The sequence below is a fragment of the Streptomyces sp. P17 genome, assembly GCF_032436805.1.
GTDB lineage: Bacteria > Actinomycetota > Actinomycetes > Streptomycetales > Streptomycetaceae > Streptomyces.
On the sequence record NZ_JAVRBF010000002.1, the window covers coordinates 51,377 to 64,250 of the forward strand.

Here is a 12,874-nt window from a genome sequence, read left to right on the forward strand (position 1 = left end):
GTCAGGCTTCGAGAGACGTCTCGTGCAGGTCGTAGGAACGCCGCCGCTCGTAGCGGTCCATGACCGTGTCGAACAGCAGCCGCTCGACGGACTCCTGCGGAGCCTTCGGTACGTCGAGCCCCAGCAGGACGCCCAGCCTGTGCAGCGCGCCGGTGATCCACGCGGGGTCGGCCAGGAAGGTGCCGGGCCGGGCACTGTGGTGCTCACGCCAGACGCCGAGGCTGGCCGCGGCGGCGCAGACCAGGGCGTAGCGGTCGGTGAGGGCGAGGGTGTCCGGGGTGGACAGTCCGTCGCCGGGGGCGATCCTGGCGAACCGGTCGCGCAGTTCGCGCAGTTCGCCGAGGAAGGCGGTGATGAGCTCGCCCAGCTCGCCGTCGGCACCGGCGCAGGCCGCCAGCACGGGGACGACGGGATCGGAGACGCCGGCCGGGGACAGCGCGGCGAGGTCGGCGGGCGGCAGGTCCTCCCAGGGGCGCAGCAGCGCGGCCGGCGGTTCGTCGTCGACCAGCCAGGAGTTGCGGGCCAGGTGCGGGAGCTGGGCGACCAGCATGGCCTGGCGGGCGGCGGTGCCGGCGTGGCCCTGGCCGAGCAGCGGCAGATCGCGCACCATCCGGCCGAAGGCGCCGTAGCGGCCCTTGACGTCGAAGTACGCCTCGCCCAGCACGGTGGACAGATCGTGCGCGGAGTCCTGCAGGAGCTTGGGCACGGTGTAGGCGGCGGCCGCGGCGCAGGCGCTCACGCGGTCGGGCAGCAGATGGATGCCGCGCGCGGCGGCCAGCGCGATGCTGTCGCTGATCAGCAGGTCCAGCAGGGCACCGGTCAGCACATCGCGTCCGTACGGCGACCTGAGCGGGCCGTAGGGGTCCTCGGCCCGGTGCTCCACGGCGAACCGTACGGCCGTGCGCAGGGTGGTGTCGCCGGCGGCGATCATCACGGACGGCAGCAGGGCGCGGGTGACGACGGAGCACCGGACGACCAGTCCCATACCCTGCCCTGCCGCACCCACCACGGCCTCGTCCGGCACGGGGCAGCCGGTGAACTCCAGGCCGCCGAACTCGCAGCCGTCCAGACCGACGGTGCGGTACCGGTGGAGGGTGCGCAGCGAGCCCTCGGGCAGGATCTCGCGGTCGATGAGCAGCACCTCGTGCGAGCCGTCCTCGGTCCCCGCGACGACGGTGATCCCACGCGCGCGTGCGTAGTTGCATACGGCGGTCTTGGCGCCGTCGAGCCGCAGCCGGCGGTCGGTCCGGCGCAGCGCGAACTCGTCGCGCACGAAGTCATTGGCGTGCGCGACGGCGGGCCGGGCGACGGCGATCCGCCCACCGCCGAGGAGCAGCGCGGCGGTCCACTCCCGTTGGGCGGAGTCACCGGCGGTCCACACCGGGGTCGCGGCGAAGTAGCAGTTGAGGCCGTACCCGAACCCGAGCGAGAGATCGCGTCGGCAGGCAGGCCGCACCACACGCCCGAGCCCGTCGATCCGCTCAAGCCGCCCACCGAGCTCGGCGGGCACGAAGTCGGCCCCGAACTCGCAGTCGTCCAGGGCGCGTTCGGCCCGTACGAGCTGCTCCGAACCGATCACGCCGTTCCCGTTCCCGAACGGAGCGAGGGCACGCTCCAGTTCGTCCGCACGGCTCCGGATCCGCCCCTCGGCCGTGGTCGCACGCACAGCTCGCTCCACCGGGTGTCACTCCTCGCGGTCCGTAGGTCCGATCCACCCCCGCACGCCGGGCCACCCCACCCCACCGCACGAGAACGAACCAAGCCTCCGCCGCGCCGCTCAAGCCCTGGTGGACCGCACGGAGTCACCCCGGACCGGCATATGCCCAGTTCAGGTTCCGGGTTCCGGTCAGGGGCCGCCGAGCGGCGGCACCGGACAGCTTGCGCCGCTGCGGGCGGTCGTACCGCAGGGCGGCTCCGGCTGCCGAAGAGAGCGGCACCCCGCAAGCGCGGGCGAGCGACAACCCGCCCACTCGCACCGCGGCCGAACGCCGCACCCAAGGCCTACATCGACCCCCCGCCCGGCGGCCGCAACCACGCCACCGTCGCACTCGGCGCGTCATCCAGCCGTTCCGCGGGATCCCCGAGCACCAGACAGTCCAACGCCTGCCTGAGCCGGTCCCGCTCCTCGTGCGGCGACCCGAAACACCCGTCGAGCAGTGACACCGCCCGATGCCCATGCCGACGAGCCTGCACGGCAAGCCCGTGCCCGGGACCCACCTCGGCACACAACAGCGCGCCCACAGTGGTCAGTTGAGCAAGCGCGGCATCCAACAACACCGGCCGCGACGGCTGCAGCGCCCAGAACTCGGGGTCGACGGCGCGCTCGGGCTCCGGCCGCCCACCCGCACTCCCGGACAGCAGGGGCGTATGAGGAACGGCGAACACGGACGCCTCGAACGCCGGCAACGTCTCCCGGCACGCGTCCGCGACCAGCGGCCCGTGCAGCCCCGCGGGCACCTGCACCCGCATCCACGTCAACCCGGCGATCTCCAGCGCCCGCCGAGTGGCGGCGAGTCCGAACTCCGACCCGGACACCACAGTCTGCCCGGGCCCGTTGGACGCCGCGACCACCGCCCCGCCCCGCAGGAAGGGCGAAACCGCGGGCGGCGCCGCGGCAACCGCGAGCGCCCCACCCGCAGGCGCCCCGGCCAACGCATCGGCCTGCACGGCGACAAGCCGCACCGCGTCCGTCAGAGGCAGCACCCCGGTCTGGACAGCGGCCACAAGCTCGCCGACACTCTGACCGAGGACCGCGCCGAGGCGCAGCCCCCGGTCCCGAACCGTCTCGCTGAGCGCGTGGCAGACCGCGAACAGCAGCGGATGCACCTCGGCCACGGTGCGCAACCGCGCACCGGAGGACCACAGTCGGTACAACCGTTCCCCGGACGAACCCAGCAGACCCAACACCGTGTCCATCGCCGTGGTGAAGGCGGGCTCGTACCGATACAGGCCATAGGCCATGGCGGGGTACTGAGCTCCCGCTCCCGGCAGGAGCAGCGCGACCGGCGGCACCGGTGCGTCAGTACCGGCCCGGCGCTCGCACTCTGAAGAGCGAGAGCGGCTGGTCCAGCCGTAGTTCGGAGGAGGAGTCGAGCAACGCCCCCTGGAGCGACTGCAGTTCATAGCTCGGATCGAGCCCGAGCTCCCCGGCGAGTACGTCCCGCAGCCGCTGGTAGACCTCCAGCGCCGTGGTCCGCCGTCCCGCCCGGTACAGCGCGAGCATCAACTGCAGATGAATCCCCTCGTGCAGCGGGTGCCGAGCGGCGAGTCCGAACAGCTCACCGATGATCTCGTGGTGGCGCCCGAGGAGCAGGTCCGCCTCGATACGGCGGCACAGTATGCCCATCCGGGACTCCTCCAGGCGGGTCACCTCGACATCCAGCACCCGCCCGCACTCCACGTCGGCGAGAGCCGGCCCGCGCCACAGTGACAGCGCCTTGCGGAAGAGGTCCGCCGCCGCCTCGTAGTCCCCTTTCTCCAGGGCCCGATGACCCCCGCCGGAGAGCCGCTCGTACTCCCGGACATCGACAGAACCGCCCTGAGTTTCCAGCAGATACCCGCCGGGCTGGGTCACGAGCACACTTTTCGCGCCCAAAGGCATATCAGGCGATGGGCCTCCGATGGCGGAGGTGATAAGGTTGCGTAGTTGAAGTATGTACGTCTGCAGGGTCGTTGCGACGCTGGGCGGTGGGGTCTCGCCCCAGACCTCCTCCACCAGCATCCCGACAGAGACGGGACGGTCAGGGTTGAGGGCCAGTACTGCGAGAACCTTGCGTGGCTTGACCGCGGAAGGCACCACAGACTTGCCGGTCTGCATCACTCTGCACGCGCCGAGCACTTCGATGTCCATCGGCATCCTCTCTGTTGCCTGCACTCCGCTGCTGAAGTTCCGCAGCATGGGTTCCGCTCGGTGATGTGATGGTCACGCGATGGTCCGGTGAGTGCCTGGATGTGAGCTCAACTCGGACTCAAGTCGGCCTGGAACGCGGGCATTTGCGGATACAGCGGCCGGATGCCCCCGCTCCGCAGCAGCCCGCGCATGGCCGAGCGCTGGAGTTTGCCACTGGTGGTACGCCGCACCACGCCCTGCCGGACAAGCAGGATGACGGCATCGGGGATCCCGAACTCCCCATCGAGGTGGGTCTGTACGGCCTCGACGAGCGACGGCAGTTCACCGTCGAGCAGGCCGTTCTCGCGCACTTCCTGGATCACGATCAGCCGGTCGCGTTCCGCCCCCGTGGTGACGGCCGCGGTGACCCCGAACACGGGGTTCAGGCCCTGGACCGAGGTCTCGATGTCCTCCGGCGCGACATCGACCCCGTTGACAACGACGCCTTCCTTGAGCCGTCCGATCACGAACAGCTCGCCGTGGTCATCCACGGCACCCAGGTCGCCGCTGCGCAAAAACGATCCGTCATGAGCGGACGTCACCGCCCCGAAACACTCCTCGGTCTCGGCACGCCGCCGCCAGTAACCCGGCGCCACGCTCTCGCCCCGGATCCATATCTCGCCCACCCGCCCCGGCTCCAGAACCTGCCGGGTCTCCGGGTCGACGATACGTATCTCCACCCCGCACGGCCGTCCGACCCCGACCAGGGTCCGGCTGCGGGAGCCGTTCTTCGGTGCGGTCATCCGGCCGGCGGCGAGCGCGGCGGGGTCCGCCGCGCGCTCCACGGGCCGCTGCCCCGGGGTGCCGCCGGTCACCAGCAGGGTCGCCTCGGCGAGCCCGTAGGCCGGGTAGAACGCCTCGGGCCGGAAGCCGGCCGGGGCGAACCGCTCCGCGAAGGCGGCCATGGTGGCCTCCCGCACGGGTTCGGCGCCGTTGACGGCGACCTGCCAGGAGGCCAGATCGAGCCGGTCGACCTCAGCGTCCGTCGCCGCCCGGACACACATGTCGTACGCGTAGTCCGGGCCGCCGGACACGGTGACGCCGTACGTCTCGATCATCCGCAGCCAGCTGAGCGGCCGCGCGGCGAACGTGGTGGCGGGCATGAGCACGCCTCGGGCTCCGAGGTGGAGCGGATGCAGCAACTGCCCGACCAGGCCCATGTCGTGATACGGCGGCAGCCAGCCGCCGATCACCGAGTGCTCGTCGCTCCCCAGCGCCCGGGTGATGGCCTCCTGCCCGGCCAGCAGGTTCCGCTGGCTGATCAGGACGCCCTTCACCTGGGTCACGGAGCCGGACGTGTACTGGATGAGGGCGATGTCGTCCTCCGCCGACTCCGTCGGCCGCCAGTCCTCCGGGCTCGGCAGGGCCGCCCGGTCCGCCGCGAGGCACACCAGGTCGCTGCCCGCGAAGAGCCGGGACAGCTCGGCCGCCACGGCGGAGTCGGCGAGGGCCAGACCCACGTCGGCGTCCTTGGCGACAGCGGTCAGCCGGCGGACATTGCGCCCGCCGTCCAGCGGGGACGGACAGGGCACCGCGGTGGCTCCGGCGTAGAAGCACCCGAGCAGCGCGGCGATCTGCAGCGGACCCTCGCAGTGCGGCAGCAGGACACGCTGCCCGGCACCGCCCCGCGACTGGACCCAGGCCGCCAGCTGCCGTGCCTGGCGGTCGAGTTCGCCGTACGTCAATCTCCTGACCGGTGATCCTGATCCACCGTCACGGGGCGGGGCTGACTCGGCGCCGACGAAGCTGAAGGCCTCGCGGCTGGGATCCGCCACCTCCATGCGACGTCGTAATGCGCCAAGAAAACCACCCATTTCGAACCGCCCCCGTTCGACTCAATGGCGCGAAGCTAACGGCCGACGCTCAAGGAACGCATGACCTCTCCTTGACCCCCAGACGGGTGCCAGCTGCATGAGACCGCATCATAACGAGGGAAGATGCCGTCGCGGTACGGGTAATTCATGACGTGTTGAGGAATCGATCCGGTCGGATCCTGTCCGCGATTCCCCACCGCACCCACGCTGAACTTGGCAAGTATCGCTCGGAGTCCCGCCGTCCGGATCACAACGGATTCGCGAAACTCACGACTTGGCCGCGATCGAACCCCTCTTCGATCTCCACCGAGGGCCGGGGCGGGGCCGAGAACCGACCGAGCCACCCTTCAGCGCGGGGTCCGACGACCGAGTTGAGTGTCGGTGACTTGCTTACGGAGGGTCTGGGTGATTCTCATCTGGGCGACCGCGTAGGCGGCCATCTGACGCTCGAAGCCGATCAGCCGTCCCGCCAGCTGTTCCACCGCTTCGCCGCGGAAACCCTCCCCGCGGCGGGAGCGTTCTTCGGCGACCCTGTCGATAATCTCGCTGAGGAACGTGCCGGTGCCCATCGCAGGGTCGACGATCGTCACCTGCTCGTCGGCGAAGCCCTCCACACAGCCCAGGCGGGTACGCAGGACTGCGTCGGTGAAGCGAACCATCTCCTTCACCAGACGGGGCGGGGTGTAGTACGTGCCGGAGCGTTTACGCAGATCGCGGTCGAACTCCTGGAGGAAATCCTCGTAGAGATGAACGTGGGCGTCGGGCGTCCGTGCTCGGATCGCCTCCCAGTCGACAGCGTCGATGACCTGCACGAGCGTGTCGATTCGGCGGGCGAACTCGGCGTCCACCGTCTCCGTCAGCAACTGCAGGGCTCGACCCATGACCGTGTTCTCTGCCTTCAACTCATGTGCAACATCAACGAAGTTGCGGTCGGCGAGCGGTACGTTCTCGATACGGGCCAGCAGCAGGGCGAAGGCGATCGTCTGGGTGTAACGGTCGGCGAAGAGGTGATCGGGGTCTTGCCCATCGGTTGAGGGGAAGAGCACCTTGCTCCAGTGGTGTGCCAAGGCGGTGAACGGCTTGGGGACAAGTCGTCGGCTGCGAGTACCGTCTGGCGTTCTGCGTTCGAGGGCGAGCTGCTCCAGCACCTCCTCGCGCAAGTACTGACACAGCGGAGCGATAGACGACACCAACTGGCCAACAGTCGTGATGCGTCGGGGCTGCCACCCGAGAAAGTCCCGCAACAGATCCGGAAACGCCGCTCCATCGGCTGCACTGATACGCAACCGGCTGCCGGACCGGTACAGATCACCTTCGAGCCGAACCGTGCGCAGAGGCCGCGACCCGCCTCGGTACAGGCACCAGGTGTGACCGTTGCTATACAGCACATTCGGCAGTCGGCGCATCAGCTCCCACTGCTCCCGGTCCCGCTTCGTGAAGCCGTCAGGCGTGACGTCGTGCCCCGGGGCCTTCAGCTCGAGGAACCCGGTGATGCGCCCCGATGTCTCCACCGCGTAATCCGGACGCACCCGGGCCTCGGGCAAGGAATACTCAGGATGAAGGCGAGGACGCAGCTTCCAGCGCGCCCCGAATGTCTCCACCAGCTTCGCCACCGGCAAGCTGATGGACGCCTCCGTGTCGCTGACCCGCAGACGCTCCCTGCACTCGGACCCAAAGTCCGACACGAGAGTCCGTATCCACTCCTCCGGCACCCTGTCCCCTCCAAGCTGTGGACGCGGGCGGTGGATCACCGCAGACACAGCTTGTTGGAGGCGAAAGGACCGCCTCAGTGCGCACGGGGGGCGCGCGAGGGGCACGGACGGCGCGTTCCGTGACCGCTGGGAAAAGAGGGGCGGATGTTGGTCGGGAAGAGACCTCCAGAGCCCCCTTGACCGCCCCCTCAGGCGGGAAAGCGCTCTCGGGACGCCAATCCCGATTTACTACCGGGGTGCTGGAATCCTTCCTTCATTCCATCATCGCAGCGATGCACAGTGTGCGAATCACCGAAGGCGAGCGGCCCCTCTGCCCCGCCTCTCGAAAGTCCTACAGATGCTTGCCGCCATACGCATTAACCCGCTGGACGGACGACCCCCGAGGACGGGACCAGCGCCCGGCGGACTGCCAGGAGTCAGCACCGCTCACGGAATAGCAGACTGCGGCAGCCAGCTCACCAGGAGATCCGTCCCCGCTCGCTCCGGACGCCAGCTCGCTCATCATGACACCCGCAACGTCTCCGGCCGCCATAATGGAGTCATGCCCTCCAGCCCACAGCACCCCGCACCCACCCCAACGGACGTCTCGGGAGCGGACGCCGAGGACCTCGCGCTGTACCGGGAGAAGTTCCGTCGCCGTCTGCCGGAGTCGCTGGACGAGCTGCGCGGGCCGACACACGGTGTCGTGGATCTGCCGCTGCACCTGGCCTGGTCCGGGATGACCTCGTACGACCTGGGCAAGCCGCGCCAGCGTATGGGCCTGTACCGCACCGTCTTGCACGAGGGCCTGCACGACGACCTGCCCCGCTACCTCAACCAGGACCTGCTCCTCCATCTGTGGCCAGTGCTGCGCACCCTCGTTGGCCGCACCGTGCGCGCCGTATGGGAGGACGCCTTCCCCGAGCTCGCCTCGCGCACCCGGGCGGCCGCGTGACGGACATGCCGGAGCTGCACACGCGGCTCCTGGCGGATGTGATCGCGCTCGGTTCCCCATATCCACTGGTTCACCGGTGGATACGCCGTGCGGGCACACCGCCTCGTTAACCGCCCCAGCCAGGACCTCGACGTCGCCACCGAGAACCCGGCACCCATGGCCGACATCGCCACCACGCTGCGCGCCGGCCTGGAAGCCCGCGGCTGGACGGTGCACGCGCTGGAGACCGCCCCGCTGTCCGCCCGCTTCACCGTGACCGCCCCGGCCACCGGGCAGAAATGCGAAGTCGACATCCTCAAGGAGATCTTCTGGCGGCCGGTCGCCCAGAGCCCGTACGGCCCCGTCCTTGCGGAGGAGGACGTGATCGGGACCAAGGTCCGCGCCCTCGCCGACCGCGGAGCGCCCCGCGACCTGATCGACGTGTTCGCAGCCTCCCGCCGCTGGACCAGTGCCGAGCTCGAAGAGTTCGGCCGCCGCCACGCCCGCGGCCGCTTCGAGCGCGAGGATCTGCAGGCGAACCTCACGGGCGCCGAGTGGACCGACGATGAAGCCTTTGCCGCCTATGGGCTCGATGACGCCACCATCACCGCTCTCCGCTCCTGGGCCGTGGAGTGGGCCGACGACCTCGCGACCCGTCTCCTCGAAGAGTCCGATGATCCGCACATCGACTGATCACGTCCAAATGAGGGCTCGCGGTGAGACTGCGGGCTTGCGCGCTGAAATCCGCCGTACCGTACAGTGCCAGAGGGGTCACCATGAGTGCCCACGGATGCAAGGTGCCCGCCGGGACCGGCTACAGGTGCAGTCCCACATGGTTCACGATGAACCGCTTCTCCTCGGAGTCGAGGGCGAAATAGATGCGTCCGACCTCATTGGGCGAGACGGCGTCCCGGACCTTGATGTGCGGCAGTCCGTCCCAACGCTTTCCGTTGAACATGAAGTAGCGCTTGTCCTTGTCCTTGCTGAGTTTCTCGTCGTTGGGCGCGAATTTCAGTCCGTGGTCGTCGTAAAACCACTGGGCCAGCCTGGGCATCCTGCCGGAACTGGAGTACAGGTCCGTCGCAGCCTGCGCGAGGGCGGTCAGCCGGTCGGTCATCTCCTGGGGGTACGGGTAGCGGGAGTCCTTCCAGGCGCGCGCCGCTCTCGCCGTGAACACGATGTGCTCCTCCGATGCCTTAACGAGAGCTTCGAAAGTGGGTACGGCGTCCGTTCCCAGAGGAGGGATCTCGCTCCAGGCGTCGAATGTGGCCGCCTGCCCGCTCCCGCCCTTCGACAGGTTTAGGTACTCGTTCTTCCAGTAGTCCCGGTCCTGACGCAGGGCCTCAGCGGCGGCGGCATCGTCTCGCGCCTTGTCGCGTTCCTCCATGCAGCTCTGTGCCATGTCCTCCCAGGATGTGGCGTCCTCTTCGAGCTGCCGGACACGTTTCTGCAGCGCTTCGAGCTCGGCGGTCGTGTCTCCGGCGGCCTGGGCGCGCGACAACTGCTCCGCCGCCCTGCGGGCTCCCGCGCGGTACGACGCCTGTCGCGCACGCCCCCACGCCGTGTCACTGCCGCGGGCGATGACAGAGAGATGGGCGAGCGACGGCATCAGCCGCCGTTCCACGAAGGACGTCTGAGACACCTCCTCCCGTGAGTAGGCGGGGTGCTCCAGGCCGAGGTCGGGCCAGACCAGCCGGGCGCCACCGCTGGGTACGGCCACCTGCTCGTGGGCCCGGCGGACGGCCTGTGCGGTCACGTAGTTCAGGGTCACCACCTGGGCCAGGCCCGCGAGTTGTCCCGACGCATCGGCCGCCGCGCTCCATCCCGCCTGGTCCCTGGGGTGCATCAGGAGAATGGGGAGGCGCGTGCGCAGCGCCAGGACGTCGAGGAGTACATCAGCGTGACTCTCCTCCCGGATCCTCTCGTATCGCCCCGTGGCGAGCTGGCTCAGCACCCGCACTTCAAGTTGCTCGTCGCCGAGCACCGCCCGCAACAGGTTGGGGCGCTTGAGCGGCGGATCCTGCACCGGCGCTATCCAGCCGTCGGGGATCTCCCTGCCCATGACGATCCTGAGCCCGCCGCCTTCCCCCGACTGGGAGACCGTGACCCGGGTGACAAACTGGGCCGGTCCCGTAGACAGCGGCTGGTGGATGGTCATGCGCAGAGCGCGGGTGAGTTCGTCGCCCGCCACGGTCCAGCTCACTGCGCGGTCACCATGGCCGGGAATCTTGCCGGCGAGCACCGCCCGGCCATCCCTGTCGAGTTCGGTCGCCGACGGTGCCGGTACACGTCCGTGGTGGCCGAGCCAGTCGGCGAGATGGCCGCGAAGGCTCTCGTAGACGTGGCCCGGCTGCTCCTGGGCGGACCGGATGTCGAAACTGACGGCATACAGCGCCTGCACGGCGGCTCCCCTCACCCCCGATGCCCTGTGCGACGACCGTTTCCCCCTCGAAAGCGGTCAGGGCACCGCTCGGAGAGCAACCGTAATACCGCCACGCCCAGGTCCGTAATGCCCTGGGCGTGGCTTCGGGACCGCCCGTCCGGTCAACCGAACGCCATAGCTGCTGGCCCCGACGGGGCCGATGAAACGGGGAGCCGTCGTGCACTCCGCCAGACCGTCTTGCCGGGCCGGGGCTGTCGCGTACGCCCCAGTCGGCGGCGAGCGCATCGACAAGGAGCAGTCTGTGGCATCCGCCCTCGTCCGGATCGGGAGCCGGTCGCGCCAGCCGGGTGGGGTGAATGTCGGTCAACTCGATTCGGACGCCCAGACTCTCGTCGTGGGAAAGGGCGGGGCTAAGCACCGCCCGGGACGCGGCCGTGGAGGACGGCGTTCGCGGCGAGTTCGGCGATGACCAGGACGACCGTGTCGTGTGCCTCGGTACCGTGCGGGTGGCCCCCACCCGGTTACTGACTTTCGAACTCCGAGAACTGAGCTGCCCGGTGTGGTGCGAGATACCGAGATCATTCCGCGATGGCCCCAGTAACGCCCAGAGCCCCGAAGCGAGCGTCAGCCGAGCGTCAAGATTCCTCGACGGAACCCCTGAAAGCGCCGCCGAAGCGACCGTCTGCCTCAAGAAGTCGCAGGTCAGGCAACCTTCAAGGATCGATCCATCCATTCGACCCGCTGCATGGAGAGGAACAGGTCGGTCGAACCGCCTGCGACACAAAGCCGCAGGTCAAGCGCCCTTCACGGCAGGCTCAAGGATAGCCACACACTCCACATGCGACGTCATCGGAAAGAGATCGAACACCCGCAACGTCCGCACCCGGTACCCCCCGTCCCGGAAGTACCCCAGGTCCCGGGCCAGCGCCGCCGGGTCGCATGCCACATACGCGATGCGTCGCGCCCCGAGGGACGACAGGTGCGCCACCGTCTTGCGTCCCGCCCCCGCCCTCGGCGGGTCCAGGACGATGAGGTCGACCTCCGTGATGCCCGTCCGCGGCAGCACCGCCTCGACCTTGCCCTGTTCGATCCGTACCCGGTCGAAGTCCGCGAGGTTGTGGCGGGCGTCCTCCACCGCGCGCTTGCCGGACTCGATACCGAGGACCGCGCCCTGGTCGCCGAGGCGGTCGGCGAGGGCGCCCGCGAAGAGGCCGACGCCGCAGTACAGGTCGAGGGCCATCTCGCCCTTGCGGGGCAGCAGACCCTGCATCACCGCCGTGACCAGCGTGTCCGCCGCCTTCGGGTGGACCTGCCAGAAGCCGCCGCTGCCCACGCGGTGCGTACGGCCGTCGGCCCGCTCCCGCACGAAGGCGCGGCCGTGGACGCGGTGGACGCCGCCGTCCTTCTCGTCGACCCGCATGACGGACACGGGCTTGTCGAGCTCGACGAGGGGGAGCCGGGCGCCCGGCCTGGGCTCCAGGATCACCATGCGGTCCTGGGAGCCGGTGGCCGCGATGGCCTCCACGGACGCCATCCCGGACCAGTCACGGTCCTCGATGCCCAGCTCGCTCACGCCCGGCGCCGCGATCATGCAGTGCTCGATCGCCTCGACCTCGTGCGAGCGGTGCCGGCGCAGACCGGCCCGGCCGTCCGCGTCGACGGCGTACTGCACGCGCGTGCGCCACTGCGGCACCTGCCCGGCCGGCAGCTTGTCGCCCTCGGCGGGCATCACCGTGCCGTCCCAGCCGGCCTCCTCGGGCGTGAGCCCGGCAAGACGCGCCAGCTGCTCCACGACCACCTCGCCCTTGAGCCGCCGCTGCGCCCCCGGCTTCGCGTGCTGCCAGTCGCAGCCGCCGCAGCGGCCCGGACCGGCGTAGGGGCAGGGCGCCTCGATGCGGTCCTTGGACGCGTCGAGCACCTCGACGGCGTCCGCGCGCAGGAAGCGGGCGCCCTCCTCGCCCTCGGTGACCCGGGCGACGACCCGCTCCCCGGGCAGCGCGTGCCGCACGAAGAGCACCTGGCCCTCGTCGGTGCGGGCGATGCAGTGGCCGCCATGGGCGACGGGTCCGACCTCGACCTCGTACTCCAGCCCCACCAGCGACTTCTTCGGTTCTGCCTGCATGGCGGGGTGACTCCAGATACGTAGCGGAAAACGGCGGGACA

8 protein-coding genes and 1 pseudogene are annotated in these 12,874 nt (G+C 69.7%); 2 read left to right on the top strand and 7 right to left on the bottom strand.

All coding sequences use genetic code 11. The features are described 5' to 3' along the window. Position 1 precedes the first annotated feature (1 nt). The 5 genes from RMT89_RS01430 to RMT89_RS01455 form a co-directional block, all read right to left on the bottom strand. Positions 2–1,666 (bottom strand): acyl-CoA dehydrogenase family protein, encoded by a 1,665-nt coding sequence (locus RMT89_RS01430; RefSeq protein WP_315882039.1) that lies wholly within the window; start codon positions 1,664–1,666, stop codon positions 2–4. A 335-nt stretch (positions 1,667–2,001) separates the two neighbouring features. Continuing rightward, entirely contained in the window at positions 2,002–3,123 is a 1,122-nt protein-coding gene (locus tag RMT89_RS01435; RefSeq protein WP_315882040.1) for an acyltransferase domain-containing protein, read from the bottom strand. After that, a complete protein-coding gene (locus RMT89_RS01440; protein ID WP_399497419.1) occupies positions 3,020–3,850 on the bottom strand; it encodes a BTAD domain-containing putative transcriptional regulator in 831 nt (276 codons plus the stop codon). The genes RMT89_RS01435 and RMT89_RS01440 overlap by 104 nt, the downstream gene beginning before the upstream one ends. A 107-nt stretch (positions 3,851–3,957) precedes the next feature. Beyond that, positions 3,958–5,664 (bottom strand): fatty acyl-AMP ligase, encoded by a 1,707-nt coding sequence (locus RMT89_RS01450; RefSeq protein ID WP_315882041.1) that lies wholly within the window; start codon positions 5,662–5,664, stop codon positions 3,958–3,960. 386 nt (positions 5,665–6,050) lie between these two features. Beyond that, positions 6,051–7,316, bottom strand: coding sequence for an N-6 DNA methylase (locus tag RMT89_RS01455; protein ID WP_315882042.1), 1,266 nt, complete (start codon positions 7,314–7,316; stop codon positions 6,051–6,053). A 640-nt stretch (positions 7,317–7,956) separates the two neighbouring features. On the opposite strand from RMT89_RS01455, the gene RMT89_RS01460 reads away from it, so the two are divergent. Both RMT89_RS01460 and RMT89_RS01465 read left to right on the top strand, forming a co-directional pair. Then, positions 7,957–8,349, top strand: coding sequence for a hypothetical protein (locus RMT89_RS01460; RefSeq protein WP_315882043.1), 393 nt, complete (start codon positions 7,957–7,959; stop codon positions 8,347–8,349). Between the two features lie 5 nt (positions 8,350–8,354). Further along, positions 8,355–9,021: pseudogene (locus RMT89_RS01465) on the top strand (nucleotidyl transferase AbiEii/AbiGii toxin family protein). Between the two features lie 121 nt (positions 9,022–9,142). Here RMT89_RS01465 and RMT89_RS01470 read toward each other — a convergent pair. Then, entirely contained in the window at positions 9,143–10,729 is a 1,587-nt protein-coding gene (locus RMT89_RS01470; protein WP_315882044.1) for a hypothetical protein, read from the bottom strand. A 775-nt stretch (positions 10,730–11,504) separates the two neighbouring features. Next, entirely contained in the window at positions 11,505–12,833 is a 1,329-nt protein-coding gene (locus RMT89_RS01475; RefSeq protein ID WP_315882045.1) for a TRAM domain-containing protein, read from the bottom strand. Positions 12,834–12,874: the final 41 nt, after the last annotated feature.